The 13,233-nt window shown below is 66.9% G+C and carries 8 protein-coding genes; 4 read left to right on the plus strand and 4 right to left on the minus strand.

Translation table 11 applies throughout. From position 1 onward, the window contains the following. The first annotated feature begins 43 nt into the window (after positions 1 to 43). From ASE89_RS15660 to mtnP, 3 genes are all read left to right on the plus strand, one after another. On the plus strand, positions 44 to 397 hold the full coding sequence (locus ASE89_RS15660; RefSeq protein WP_031441054.1) for a HesB/IscA family protein: 354 nt from the start codon (positions 44 to 46) through the stop codon (positions 395 to 397). Between the two features lie 167 nt (positions 398 to 564). Further along, entirely contained in the window at positions 565 to 1,956 is a 1,392-nt protein-coding gene (locus tag ASE89_RS15665) for an amino acid permease (RefSeq protein WP_056679533.1), read from the plus strand. Next, positions 1,953 to 2,816, plus strand: coding sequence for an S-methyl-5'-thioadenosine phosphorylase (gene mtnP, locus ASE89_RS15670; RefSeq protein ID WP_056679536.1), 864 nt, complete (start codon positions 1,953 to 1,955; stop codon positions 2,814 to 2,816). The genes ASE89_RS15665 and mtnP overlap by 4 nt, the downstream gene beginning before the upstream one ends. 499 nt (positions 2,817 to 3,315) lie before the next feature. Here mtnP and acnA read toward each other — a convergent pair whose 3' ends face one another. Beyond that, positions 3,316 to 6,000 (minus strand): aconitate hydratase AcnA, encoded by a 2,685-nt coding sequence (acnA, locus tag ASE89_RS15675; protein ID WP_056679541.1) that lies wholly within the window; start codon positions 5,998 to 6,000, stop codon positions 3,316 to 3,318. A 262-nt stretch (positions 6,001 to 6,262) separates the two neighbouring features. Between acnA and ASE89_RS15680 the strand changes: the two genes are divergently transcribed. Next, positions 6,263 to 6,700, plus strand: a complete 438-nt coding sequence (locus ASE89_RS15680; RefSeq protein ID WP_236701822.1) for a phasin family protein — start codon at positions 6,263 to 6,265, stop codon at positions 6,698 to 6,700. Between the two features lie 46 nt (positions 6,701 to 6,746). On the opposite strand, the gene ASE89_RS15685 is transcribed toward ASE89_RS15680, so the two are convergent. Genes ASE89_RS15685 through ASE89_RS15695 form a run of 3 tightly spaced genes read right to left on the minus strand, consistent with a single transcriptional unit; the run spans position 6,747 to position 12,793 of the window. After that, the gene (locus ASE89_RS15685) at positions 6,747 to 8,321 is read right to left on the minus strand and encodes an efflux transporter outer membrane subunit (protein WP_443024353.1); all 1,575 of its coding nucleotides are present in this window, start codon (positions 8,319 to 8,321) and stop codon (positions 6,747 to 6,749) included. Further along, entirely contained in the window at positions 8,321 to 11,596 is a 3,276-nt protein-coding gene (locus ASE89_RS15690; protein WP_056679547.1) for a multidrug efflux RND transporter permease subunit, read from the minus strand. Before ASE89_RS15690 ends, ASE89_RS15685 begins: the two co-directional genes overlap by 1 nt. A 6-nt stretch (positions 11,597 to 11,602) precedes the next feature. Then, complete coding sequence (locus ASE89_RS15695) at positions 11,603 to 12,793, minus strand: efflux RND transporter periplasmic adaptor subunit (protein ID WP_056679550.1); 1,191 nt, start codon at positions 12,791 to 12,793, stop codon at positions 11,603 to 11,605. Between the last annotated feature and the right edge of the window lie 440 nt (positions 12,794 to 13,233).

The following is a 13,233-nucleotide window of genomic DNA, read 5'->3' on the forward strand; positions in this document are numbered from 1 at the left end:
CCCTCCCCTGAAGGGGAGGGGCTTTAGATGGAAGGAACGAGCCATGGCGACGACATTACGAGCACGGCCCGCGGCGCTGAACCTGACCGCGACCGCGCATGCGCGGATCGCGGACCTGATGGCGCGCGCGCCGGAGGAGTCGATCGGGGTCAAGCTGTCGACACCCAAGCGCGGCTGTTCGGGACTCGCCTATTCGGTCGATTATGTGAGCGAGGCCAAGCCGTTCGACGAACGGATCGACACGCCCGGCGGCACGCTGTTCGTCGATGGCGGGTCGATATTGTACCTGATCGGGTCGACGATGGACTGGGTCGAGGACGACTTCACGGCCGGGTTCGTGTTCCAGAACCCCAACGCCAAGGGTGCGTGCGGGTGCGGGGAAAGCTTCACGGTCTAAATTCTGCCGTGAGCTAATGTGTCCCCGCGAAGGTGGGGACCCAGACTGGGCTCCCGCCTTCGCGGGAGAACAAAGATCCGGCCGAGCCAAGGCGATGCCGGCCGACCGGCCGCCTTGCTTGCCCATCCCGTCCTGTGCCACTCCCCCCTGAAGAAGAGGGGATCTACGTGGCCAGTCTGTTTCGCCGAAAAATCGTCACCGAGCAGCCGCCCGAGCACCAGCTCGCGCGGACCTTGTCGTGGCCGCATCTGGTCGCGATGGGCGTGGGCGGGATCGTCGGCACGGGGATCCTGACGCTGATCGGCGTCGGGGCGGGGCTAGCGGGCCCCGCGGTCATCCTGTCGTTCATCATCGCCGGCGGGATCTGTGCCTGCGCCGCGCTCGCCTATGCCGAGATGGCGACGATGATCCCGGCATCGGGGAGCGCCTATACGTACAGCTATGTCGTGCTTGGCGAGCTGATCGCCTGGGTGATCGGCTGGAGCCTGATCCTTGAATATTCGCTGGTCGTGTCGACCGTCGCGGTCGGCTGGTCGGGTTATGCCGCGCCGTTGCTGCGCGGCGCGTTCGGGTTTCCCGAGCCGCTGACGCTCAGCCCCGAACTCGGCGGGATCCTCAACGTGCCGGCGATCGTGATCATCACGGTCGTCGCGGGCGTACTGTCGTTCGGGACGCGCGAGAGTGCGACGCTGAACGCGGTGCTGGTGGCGGTGAAGATGATCGCGCTGACCGTGTTCGTGTTCATCGCGCTCCATTATTTCAACAGCGCGAACCTGCAGCCGTTCATGCCGTACGGCTTTCCCAAGGCCGTTCAGCCCGACGGTGCGGAGCGCGGCGTGATGGCGGCGGCGGCGATCATCTTCTTCGCATTTTACGGGTTCGACGCGATCTCGACCGCGGCGGAGGAGACCAAGAACCCCGGCCGCGATCTCGCGATCGGCATCCTCGGGTCGATGGTGGCGTGCATCGCGATCTATATCCTCGTCGCGGTCGCCGCAGTGGGGGCGCTGTCCTACACGCGGTTTGCAGGCTCGGCCGAGCCGCTCGCGCTGATCCTGCGCGAAATCGGGCGGCCGGGGTTCGCGACGTTCCTGGGCGCGTCGGCGGTGATCGCGTTGCCGACCGTGCTGCTCGCCTTTCTGTTCGGGCAGAGCCGGATCTTCTTCACGATGGCGCGTGACGGGCTGCTGCCCGCGTCGCTTGCCAAGGTTTCCAAGCGCGGCGCGCCGGTGCGGATCACCTGGATCACCGCGGCGATCGTCGCGGTGATCGCGGGGCTGCTGCCGCTCGCCGAGATCGCCGCACTCGCCAATGCGGGGACGCTCGCGGCGTTCGTCGCGGTGTGTGCGTGCATGCTGGTGATGCGCCGCCGTGCGCCCGATGCGGTGCGGACCTTCCGCGCGCCCGCCGCGACGTTGGTGGGCATCGTCGGCATTCTCGGCTGCCTGTACCTGTTCTTCAGCCTGCCCTCGAAGACACAACTCTATTTCGGGCTGTGGAACCTGCTCGGGCTAGTGATCTACTTCGCCTATGCGCGACCGCGGGCGCTTGCCGAATGAGCGGCTGGACGATCGGGATCATCGGCGGTTCGGGGCTGTATGCGGTCGAGGGGATCGAGGACGGGCGCTGGCAGACGGTGGAGACACCCTGGGGTGCGCCGTCAGATGCGATCTATATCGGGCGCGTCGGGCCTGTCGGCGTGGCGTTCCTGCCGCGGCACGGGCGGGGGCACGGAATCGCGCCGTCCGAGCTCAATGCGCGCGCAAACATCGATGCGTTGAAGCGGCTGGGCGTGACCGATGTGCTCGCGGTGTCGTCAGTCGGGTCGCTGGTCGAGGCGCGGCCGCCGGGAAGCTTCACGATCGTCGACCAGTTCATCGACCGGACCAAAGGGCGGGTGTCGAGCTTCTTCGGCACGGGCCTGGTCGCGCATGTCTCGATGGCGGACCCGGTGTGTCCGCGGCTGTCGGGCCATGCCGCCGATGCCGCGCGTCAGGCCGGGGCCGAGGTCGACGATCGCGGCACCTATCTGGCGATGGAGGGGCCGCAATTCTCGACGCGCGCGGAAAGCCGGCTCTACCGCCAATGGGGCTGCGACGTGATCGGTATGACCGCGATGCCGGAGGCGAAACTCGCGCGCGAGGCGGAGCTGCCCTATGCGCTGGTCGGGATGGTGACCGATTATGACTGCTGGCGCGAGGATGCGGCGGGGGTCGATGTCGCGGAGGTAATTGCGCAGCTCGGCGCGAATGCGGCCAAGGCGCGCGCGATGGTGATGGCGTTGCTGCGCGGGCTGCCGGCGGAGCGTCCGGCGTCGCCGATCGATACCTGTCTCGACAGTGCGATCATCACGGCGCAGGGTGCGCGGGATCCGGCGTTGGTGGCGAAGCTCGACGCGGTGGCGGGGCGGGCGCTCTAGCGGGCTGGCGGCGTCGTGAGAGGCGTTGACGGATAGGCGAGGGGCCCGTTTGGGGCTCTGGGTCCTGACGTTCGTCAGGATGACGGTTGGGGGGTGGCGTTCCGCGCATTTTCCACCGGGTGCGGTGATCGGCGGAAGAATTGCGGCGATCCGTGGGCTCCGACACATTGGTGCAACATATCGGCGCGATGAGGTGGGGGTCGCCGCTCCCTCTCCCCCTGTGGACGGCGACGTGGCCGGGTTGTTCCCCCTCCCGGTCCCTCCCTGAACTACGGGGCGACCGTCATGGTCGCCCCGCTTTTTTCTGCCGGGCCTGGGTCGCGTTCGAGACGCGCCGTCCGCCACTCTCCTGACCTGAAACACGTCATCCCAGCGAAGACCGGGATATCCCTCGTGGTGGGCGATATGCGCCTCACGGGGATATCCCGGCTTTCGCTGGGATGACGGTAGTTCAGGGGGCGGGCGTCGTCCCGGATCGCTCCGGGACGACGTCGGTCGCTTATGCGGCCAGCTTGCGCAGGACGTAGTGCAGGATGCCGCCGTTGAGGAAATATTCCAGCTCGTTGACGGTATCGATCCGGCACTTGGTCTGGAACGTCTCGCTGGTGCCGTCGGCGCGGGTCATCTTCACGCTCACGTCCTGACGCGGGCGGATGCTTGCCACGTCGAGGATGGTGAACGTCTCCGAGCCGTCGAGGCCGAGCGTCTTGCGATCGGTGCCTTCCGCGAACTGCAGCGGCAGCACGCCCATGCCGACCAGGTTCGAGCGGTGGATACGCTCGAAGCTCTCGGTGATGACCGCACGGACGCCAAGCAGGTTGGTGCCCTTCGCTGCCCAGTCGCGCGACGAACCGGTGCCATATTCCTTGCCCGCGACGATCACGAGCGGCGTGCCGTCCTGCTTGAAGCGCATGGCGGCGTCGTAGATCGCCATGACCTCGCCGTCATATTTGGACATGCCGCCCTCGACGCCGGGGACCATCTCGTTCTTGATGCGGATGTTGGCGAAGGTGCCGCGCATCATCACGTCATGGTTGCCGCGACGGGCGCCATAGCTGTTGAAGTCGGCCTTGCTGACCTGATGCTCCTGGAGGAAGCGGCCGGCGGGGCTGTCCGCCTTAATCGAGCCTGCGGGCGAGATGTGATCGGTGGTGATCGAATCGCCGAGGATCGCGAGCGGCTTGGCGTCGATGATGTCCTGCACCGGCAACGGCGTCATGCTGAGGCCCTCGAAATAGGGCGGGTTGGCGACATAGGTCGACCCTGCGCGCCAGGCGTAGGTGTCCGAACCCGTGACGTCGATCTCGCGCCACTTCGAATCGCCCGCATAGACGTCACCGTAGCGCGCACCGAACATCGACGCGTCGATATTGGCGTCCATCGTGCTGCGGACTTCCTCGTTGGTCGGCCAGATGTCGCGCAGATACACGTCCTGGCCGTCGGTGCCCTGACCCAGCGGCGTCTCGATCATGTCGGTCGTGACGGTGCCCTTGATCGCATAGGCGACGACGAGCGGCGGGCTGGCCAGGAAGTTGGCGCGGACGTCGGGCGAGACGCGGCCCTCGAAGTTGCGGTTGCCCGAGAGGACCGACGCGGCGACGAGGTCGTTCTCGTTGATCGCCGACGAAATCGCCGGCGCCAGCGGGCCCGAATTGCCGATGCAGGTCGTGCAGCCATAGCCGACGAGGTTGAAGCCGAGTGCGTTGAGGTCGGCGGTGAGGCCGGCCTTGTCGAGATAGTCGGTGACGACCTGCGAACCCGGCGCGAGCGAGGTCTTCACCCAGGGCTTCGACTTGAGGCCCAGCGCGTTCGCCTTGCGGGCGACGAGGCCGGCGGCGACGAGCACCGACGGGTTCGACGTGTTGGTGCAGCTGGTGATCGCGGCGATCACGACGTCGCCGTCGCCGATGTCGTGCTCACGCCCCTCGACCGCGACGCGCTCGGGCTGCTCCTTGTGGTAGAGCTTGTGGAGGTCGCTGTTGAACACCTCGTCGACCTTGTTGAGGCTGACGCGGTCCTGCGGGCGCTTCGGGCCGGCGAGCGAGGCGACGACCGAGCCCATGTCGAGCTCGAGCGTGTCGGTGAAGACGGGGTCTTCCGCGTTCTCGTCGCGCCAGAAGCCGTTCGCCTTGGCATAGGCCTCGACCAGCTCGACATTCTCGTCAGACCGCGCGGTGAGGCGCATGTAGTCGAGCGTCTTGTCGTCGATCGGGAAGAAGCCGCAGGTCGCGCCATATTCGGGCGCCATGTTGGCGATCGTCGCGCGATCGGCGAGCGTCATCGACGACAGGCCGGGGCCGAAGAACTCGACGAAGCGGCCGACCACGCCCTTGGCGCGCAGCATCTGCGTGACGGTGAGCACGAGATCGGTGGCGGTGATGCCCTCGTTCAGCGCGCCCGTCAGCTTGAAGCCGACGACTTCGGGGATCAGCATCGACACGGGCTGGCCGAGCATCGCGGCCTCGGCCTCGATCCCGCCGACGCCCCAGCCGAGCACGCCGAGACCGTTGATCATCGTCGTGTGGCTGTCGGTGCCGACCAGCGTGTCGGGATAGGCGATCATCGTGCCGTCGCCGTGGTCGCCCGAGCTAGCCGACGACCAGACGGCCTGGCCGATATATTCGAGGTTCACCTGGTGGCAGATGCCGGTGCCGGGGGGGACGACCTGGAAATTGTCGAGCGCCTTGCTGCCCCACTTGAGAAACTCGTAGCGCTCGATGTTGCGCTCGTACTCGAGGTCGACGTTGTCCTCGAACGCCTTGGGCGTGCCGAACTCATCGACCATCACCGAGTGATCGATGACGAGGTGGACGGGAACCTGCGGGTTGATCTTCTCGGGGTTGCCGCCGAGCTTGGTCATCGCGTCGCGCATCGCGGCGAGATCGACGACGCAAGGTACGCCGGTGAAATCCTGCATCAGCACGCGTGCGGGGCGATACTGGATCTCGCGGTCGCTGCGACGCTCCTTCTGCCAGTCGACGATCGCCTGGATGTCGTCGCGCGTGACGGTGACGCCGTCCTCGAAGCGCAGCAGGTTCTCGAGCAGCACCTTCATCGAGAAGGGCAGGCGGCTGATGTCGCCGAGCTGTTCCGACGCCTTGGCGAGGCTGTAATAGTCATAGGACTTGCCGCCGGTCGAAAGGCTCGTGCGGGTCTTGAGGGTGTCCTGGCCGATGGCAGTCATAGGGGTCCTTCCCGTGGGCGTCGGGCCGCCGGGCGCCGAGGGGAAAGCGGCCTATGGGACCGCGGGGGCGCGTAGGGGACCGACCTGAATGCGGTTACTGCCGGGGCCTTAGCAAGGGGGGGCGGGCGGGGGAAGGGCGGGTTTCGATTGAGACGCGGTTTCGCGTGCTCGACTAACATTGCGACCGGGCCACAACCGGTTATGCTTCGGGTCCGTCGAAGGCCGATGCAGCAAGCACGCCGGAATGGAGAGGACCGTAAATATGTCAGACGATGTCAAAGCCGCGATCGACAAGGGTGCTGATCGGGCAAAGGCCGCGACCGACCAGGCCGCGGGTGCGGCGAAGACCGCGACCGACCGGATGCAGGCGGATGCGCAGAGCGCGCAGGCCGCGTTTTCGGATCATTTCGGTGAACCCGCCAAGCGCGCGGGCGAGGCGCTGAAGGAATCGGGACGCAAGATGGCGGAGAACGGGTCGACGATCGGCGCGAAGATGATCGACCAGGCCGAGCAGAACACGCGTGAGGCGTTCGCGGCGATGCGCGAGGCGGCGTCCGCCAAGGACCTGACCGACGTGATGAAGATCCAGAGCGACTATCTGCGGACACAGAGCGAGCGCAGCATGAGCCAGGCGCGCGAGATCGGCGAGCTGATCATGCGGTTCGGGCGCGACGCGGTCACGCCGATGAAGGGCGGCTGATCATCGACCCGCGCCGGGCCGACAGGATCGGCCCGGCGCGACCGGCCTATTCGGCGCGTGGTGCGCCGGTGGCGGTGACCGGCCGCGGTCCATTGGCGGTCGCCTCGAGCGTCGAGTCGCCGCCGAGCACGCGGTAGAGCGTGACCCGGTTGCTTGCGCCCACCAGCTGCGTCGCGACGAGGTTGCGCCGCGCCGTATAGAGCGAGCGCTGCGCGTCGAGCGAGCTGAGGAAGGTGTCGATCCCGCCGCGATAGCGCGCGTCGGACAGGCGATAGGTGTCCTGCGCCGCCGCGGCGAAATTGACGTTGGCGGCGAGCTGATCGGCGATCGTGCCCTGGCGCGCGAGCGCGTCGGCGGTTTCCTGGAACGCGGTCTGGATCGATTTCTCGTAGGTGGCGAGCGCGGCATCACGCTGCGCCTTGGTATATTCGACATTGGCGACGCCCGCGCCGGCGCGGAAGATCGGATAGCTGATCGAGGGCGCGACCGAATAGTTGAACGCGCCGCCCGAAAACAGCGAGGTCAGCGCGCTGCTCGCGAGGCCCACCAGACCCGTGAGAGAGACGCGCGGGAACAGCTCGGCACGCGCCGCGCCGATCTCGGCATTGGTCGCGCGCAGTTCATATTCGGCCTGAACGACGTCGGGGCGGCGGAGCAGGATGCCGCTGTCGAGGCCGGCGGGAAGGGTGGCGACGGTCGGCAGCGCCTGCTCGATCGAGGCGGGCAGCAGCGCGGCGTCGACCGGCGCACCGACGAGCAGTTGCAGCGCGTTGATGTCCTGCGCGAGCGCGGTCTTCTGAGTCGCGAGATCGGATTGCGCGGTGAACAGGATCTGCTGGGCCTGACGCAGGTCGGTGCGCGGCGCGACGCCGCCGCGGAGCCGCGCCTGCGTGAGCGTGACGCTGCGCTGCGAGCTGGCGACGGTGTCCTGCGCGATCTTGAGCAGGCTCTGGTCCGAGGCATAGGTCAGCCACGCGTCGGCGATGTCGCCGACCAGCGTCAGCCGGGTCGCGCGCGCCGCGGCCTCGGTCTCGAAATAACGGTTGAGCGCGGCACCGGTGAGCGAGCGGATGCGGCCGAACAGGTCGAGCTCGAACGCGGTGGTGCCGAGGTCGACCGAGAAGGCGCTGTTCGAGCTGGACGAGCTGACGACGGTCCCGCCCGTGCCGGTGCCGCCGGTCCCCGTGCCGGTCCCGCCCGTGCCGGTGCCTGTCCCGGTTCCTGTGCCGCCGGTGCCCGTGCCTGTGCCCGTGTTGCTGGTCGCGGTGCTGCGCGCGCCATTGCCGCCGCCCGAATAGCTGTAGCGGCCGCTCGCATCGATCTGGGGGAGCAGGTCGGCGCGCTGGATGCGATATTGCGCGCGGGTCGCGGCGATGTTCGCCGCGGCGACGCGCAGGTCGCGGTTGTTCGCAAGCGCCTGGACGATGATCTGCTGGAGCCGCGGGTCGCGGAACACGTCGCGGTAGGTGAAGGCCGGCAGCGCCGCCTCGGACTGCCGCAGATAGGCGTCGCCGACCGGCCAGGATACCGGCGTCGGCAGCTCGGGCCGGACATATTTGGGGGCGAGCGAGCAGCCCGCGAGCGCGGTCGACGCGGCGAGGATCAGGAGTGGCGAACGCATCATGCGGGCTCCGGCCGGTGGGGGCCTGGTTGTTCGGGAGGACCGAGCTTTTCGGAATCGCGACCGTCATGGTCATCCTCGCCGCCGTGGAAGCCGGTCGGGCGACCACGCAGCTTGGCGATGCCGTCGCGCGCGCCGCGGCGGACGAGCACGAAGAACAGCGGGATGTAGAAGATCGCGAGCAGGGTCGCGGTCAGCATCCCGCCGACCACCGCGGTGCCGATCGCGATGCGGCTGTTCGCGCCCGCGCCGGTCGACAGCGCGAGCGGCAGCACGCCGAGGATGAACGCGAACGAGGTCATCAGGATCGGGCGAAGACGAATCTTCGCGGCGGACAGCGCGGCCTCGATGACGCGCTTGCCCTTGCGCTCTTCCTGTTCGGCGAACTCGATCATCAGGATCGCGTTCTTCGCGGCGAGCCCCATCGTTGTGAGCAGCCCGATCTGGAGATACACGTCGTTGATGAGCCCGCGCAGCGTGACCGCGAGGATCGCGCCGACGAGGCCCAAGGGGATGACGAGCAGCACCGCGATCGGGATCGACCAGCTTTCATAGAGCGCGGCGAGGCACAGGAAGACGACGAGCAGCGACAGCCCGTAGAGGATCGGTGCCTGACCCGAGGACAGGCGTTCCTGATAGGAGAGCCCCGACCAGGCGACCGAGGTGCCGGGGATCTGCCCGGCAAGCTCGGCGATCCGGGTCATCGCATCGCCCGAGCTGACGCCCGCCGCGCCCGACCCCTGGATCTCGTAGGACGAGATGCCGTTGAACCGCGACAGCGTCGTCGGTGCCTGCGACCAGCTGGTCCGCGCGAACGAGGAGAAGGGCGCCATCTGGCCGTTCGATCCGCGGACGAACCACTGGCTCAGGTCCGAGGGTGCTGCGCGGAACTGCGCATCGCCCTGGACATAGACGCGCTTTACGCGGCCGCGGTCGATGAAGTCGTTGACATACTGGCCACCCCAGGCGGTCGACAGCGTCGAGTTCACGTTCGCCTGGGTCAGCCCGAGCGTCGAGAGCTTCTGCTGGTCGGCATCGACGCGCAGCGTCGCGACGTCGGGCAGTTCGGTCAGCCGGATCGCGGTCAGCGAGGAATCGGCGCGGGCGAGCGCGAGCAGCTTGTCGCGCGCGGCGTTGAATTCGGTCTGGCTCAGGCTGCCGCTGTTCTGCAGCTGCATCGTGAAGCCGTTCGACGAGCCGAGACCGCGGATCGCCGGCGGGACGAGCGAATAGACCTGCGCATCGCGGAAACCCGCAAACGCCTGGGCCGCGCGCCCGGTGATCGCCTCGGCGGTGTTTTCCTTGCCCTCGCGATTTTCCCACGGCGCGAACGAAACGAAGCCCTGGCCGGTATTCTGGCCGCTCGCACCACCGCCACCGCCGCCGCTGACGGTGAACATCGTGCTCACATTGGCCTTCTCGTTGGTGAAGTAATATTTCTCGATCTGCTTCTGCAGCGCGAAGGTGCGCCCTTGCGTCGCGCCCGCGGGCAGCTGGAACTGGACGATGCCGGTGCCCTGGTCCTCGGTCGGCAGGAAGCCCGTGGGCAGGCGGAGGAACATCACCGCGAGCAGCGCGACGACCGCGGCATAGATCAGCAGGAACAGCCATTTGCGATTGACCACCGACTGGACGGCGCCGACGTATTTCCTCGTACCCTTTTCGAACGTGTCGTTGAACTTGTCGCCCGCGCGCGTGAAGAAATGCGCGACCTTCGGAAATTTGCGCTCGCCCCAGCTCTGTTCGGGATTGCCGTCGGCATCCTTCTTCTTCTGCTTGAGCAGAGTCGCGGTCAGCGCGGGCGACAGGATCAGCGCGACGAGCACCGACAGGACCATCGCCGACACCATCGTCAGCGAGAACTGGCGGTAGATCACGCCGGTCGACCCGCCGAAGAACGCCATCGGCAGGAACACCGCCGACAGGACGAGCGCGATCGCGACCAGCGCGACGGTGATCTCGTTCATCGACTCGATCGTCGCCTCGCGCGGCGACATGTCGGGATTTTCCTCCATCAGCCGCTCGACATTCTCGACGACGACGATCGCGTCGTCGACGAGCAGGCCGATCGCGAGCACGAGCCCGAACAGCGTCAGCGTGTTGATCGAGAAGCCCGCGAGATAGAAGACGCCGAACGTGCCGAGCAGCACGACGGGCACCGCGATCGTCGGGATCAGCGTCGCACGCCAGCTCTGCAGGAAGACGAACATGACGATGACGACGAGGATCACCGCCTCGATCAGCGTCTTGATGACCTCTTCGATCGACAGCTTGATGAAGTTGGTCGTGTCGTTGGCGTAAGCGAATTTGAGGCCGGGCGGGAAGCTCTTGGCGGACTTCTCGACATAGGCCTTGACCAGCTCGGCGGTCTTGAGCGCGTCGGCGCCGGGGGCCAGCAGCACCGCGATGCCCGCGCCCGGATGCGCGTTGACGCGGCTGCGCGCGTTGTAGTTCTCGGCGCCCAGTTCGATCCGCGCGACGTCGCGCAGCTTGACCGTCGCGCTGGTATTGGTCGTCTTCAGGATGATGTTGGCAAACTGCTCGGGCGTCTGGAGACGCGACTGCGCGGTGACGGTCGCGTTCAGCATCTGCGTGTCGGGCTGGGGCTGGCCGCCGAGCTCGCCGGCCGCGACCTCGGTATTCTGCGCCTGGATCGCGGTCGTCACGTCGCTCGGGATCAGCTGGAAGCTCGCCAGCTTGTTCGGGTCGAGCCAGATCCGCATCGCATACTGCGCGCCGAACACGTTGCTGTCGCCGATGCCCGGAATACGGCCGAGCGGATCCTGGAGGTTCGAGACGAGATAGTCCGAGACGTCCTGGTTGGTCAGCTTGTCGGTCTCGTCATAGACGCCGACGATCAGGAGGTTGTCCGGGTTCGACTTGCGGACGACGAGGCCCTGCTGCTGCACCTGGGTGGGCAGGCGCGACAGCGTCTGCTGGACCTGGTTCTGCACCTGGACCTGCGCGATGTCGGGATCGGTGCCCTTTTCGAACGTGACCGTGACCGTCACCGAGCCGCGCGACGACGAGGACGAGCTGAAATAGATCAGCCCGTCGATCCCGGTCAGCGACTGTTCGACGACCTGAGTCACGCTGTTCTGGATCGTCTGCGCGTTCGCGCCCGGGAAGGTGGCGCGGATCGTCACCTGTGGTGGCGCGACGTCGGGATATTGCGCGATCGGCAGGCTCATGATCGCGCCGATGCCGCCGAGCATCACGATGATCGCGAGCACCCAGGCAAAGATCGGGCGATCGATGAAGACACGGGATAACATAAGGGTCTAGCCGGCCTTTTTCTGGCTGGCCTTATCGCCACCCGAGGAGTCGCCCTTGGGCGCTTCGATCTTTTGCGCGGTGTTTTCGGGGACCGGCTTCACGCTCTGATTGGGGGCGATCTTCGACAGCCCCTGCGTGATGATCCGGTCACCGGGGTTGAGCCCGCTGGTGACGACCCAATAGGGGCCCTGCGTCCGGTCGGCCTTGATCGTCTTCTGCACCGCCTTGTTGTCGGCGCTGACGACATAGACGGTCGCATTGCCCTTCGCGTCGCGCGCGACGCCCGCTTGCGGCACCAGGAACGCGCGCTGGTTGATCGCCTGAGCGAACTTCGCCTGGACGAACATGCCGGGCAGCAACAGCCCCTGGGGATTGGGGAAGCGCGCGCGCAGCGTCACGGTGCCCGTCTCGGTGTTGACCAGCGCCTCGGCGAATTCGACCGAGCCGGTCGCGCCGTAATCGCTGCCGTCCTCGAGCTTGAGGCGGACCTCGGCGCGGGTCGGGACGATGCCGTTCTGGCCGAGCGAGCGGCGCAGCGCGAGCAGGTCGCCCGAGGCCTGCTGGATGTCGACGAAGATCGGGTCGAGCCGCTGGATCTGCGACAGCGGATCGGTCTGCGTCGCGGAGACGAGCGCGCCAACGGTGAACAGCGAGCGGCCGATCCGCCCGGTGATCGGCGCGGGGACGGTCGTGAATTTCAGGTTGATCTGCGCGGTCTCGAGCGCGGCGCGGGTCTGTGCGACCGAGGCGGTCGCCTGGCGCGAGGTCGCGATCGCGTTGGTGTAATCCTGCTTGCTGATCGCCTCCATCTCGGCGAGCGGCTTGTAGCGCTGCGCAAGAATGCCCTGCGCCTCGGCATTGGCGCGCGCGCTCTGCAGGTTCGCCTGCGCCTCGTTGGCGGCGGCGCGGTAGAGCCGCGGGTCGATCTCGTAGAGCGGCTGTCCCTTCTTGACGAGCGTGCCCTCGGTGAAGAAGCGGCGGCGGATGATCCCGGTCACCTGGGGCCGGACGTCCGAGCTTTCGAACGCGGTCGTGCGGCCGCTGAGTTCGGTGGTCATCGCGACGCTCGACGGCTGGATCACGACATAGCCGACGGTGGGGGTGCCCTGGCCCGGCTGACCGCCCTTGCCCTTGCCTTTTGCGGCGTCGCCGCCGCCACCGGAACAGGCCGCGAGGCCGATCAGCGCGGGTGCCATCACGGCGTAGCGCCAAGGGGTAAGTCGTTTGGCTATCAAGTGGGGTATCCGCGATCAGATGAGGGCCGGCTAAACCATGCGGATGTACCAGAAGTATGTCAGTTGAAAAGCGGACGCGAAAAATAGGGAAGAAAGAGTAACCTGGTTTGTTGGTGGGGTGTTTTCTGGTGTTTCCGGGGTGGGGTTTTTTTTGTGGTCGGTTGTGTTGGCGAAGGTCGGGATCCGGGTTCGCGAGGGGATCGTTGGTGGCTCTGGATCCTGACTTTCGTCAGGATGACGGGGGGTGTGGGTGGGGTGTTAGGATGATTCCCCGGGGCGGTTCGTTCTCCTGATCCGTTCGTGTTCCCTAATCCGTTCGGCCCCCCACTCCGTTCGTTGCGTTCATCCGTTCGTTCCCCCCACTCCGTTCGTTGCGTTTATCCGGTCGTCCCCCCCCCCCC

The organism is Sphingomonas sp. Leaf30 (assembly GCF_001422525.1).
Lineage (GTDB): Bacteria > Pseudomonadota > Alphaproteobacteria > Sphingomonadales > Sphingomonadaceae > Sphingomonas > Sphingomonas aerolata.

Bases quoted from the DNA above. Each gene is read 5' to 3' on its own strand.
- ASE89_RS15660 (WP_031441054.1), top strand. From the start codon at position 44: ATGGCGACGACATTACGAGCACGGCCCGCGGCGCTGAACCTGACCGCG.
- mtnP (WP_056679536.1), top strand. From the start codon at position 1,953: ATGAGCGGCTGGACGATCGGGATCATCGGCGGTTCGGGGCTGTATGCG.
- acnA (WP_056679541.1), bottom strand. From the start codon at position 6,000: ATGACTGCCATCGGCCAGGACACCCTCAAGACCCGCACGAGCCTTTCG.
- ASE89_RS15680 (WP_236701822.1), top strand. From the start codon at position 6,263: ATGTCAGACGATGTCAAAGCCGCGATCGACAAGGGTGCTGATCGGGCA.
- ASE89_RS15685 (WP_443024353.1), bottom strand. From the start codon at position 8,321: ATGCGTTCGCCACTCCTGATCCTCGCCGCGTCGACCGCGCTCGCGGGC.
- ASE89_RS15690 (WP_056679547.1), bottom strand. From the start codon at position 11,596: ATGTTATCCCGTGTCTTCATCGATCGCCCGATCTTTGCCTGGGTGCTC.
- ASE89_RS15695 (WP_056679550.1), bottom strand. From the start codon at position 12,793: ATGGCACCCGCGCTGATCGGCCTCGCGGCCTGTTCCGGTGGCGGCGGC.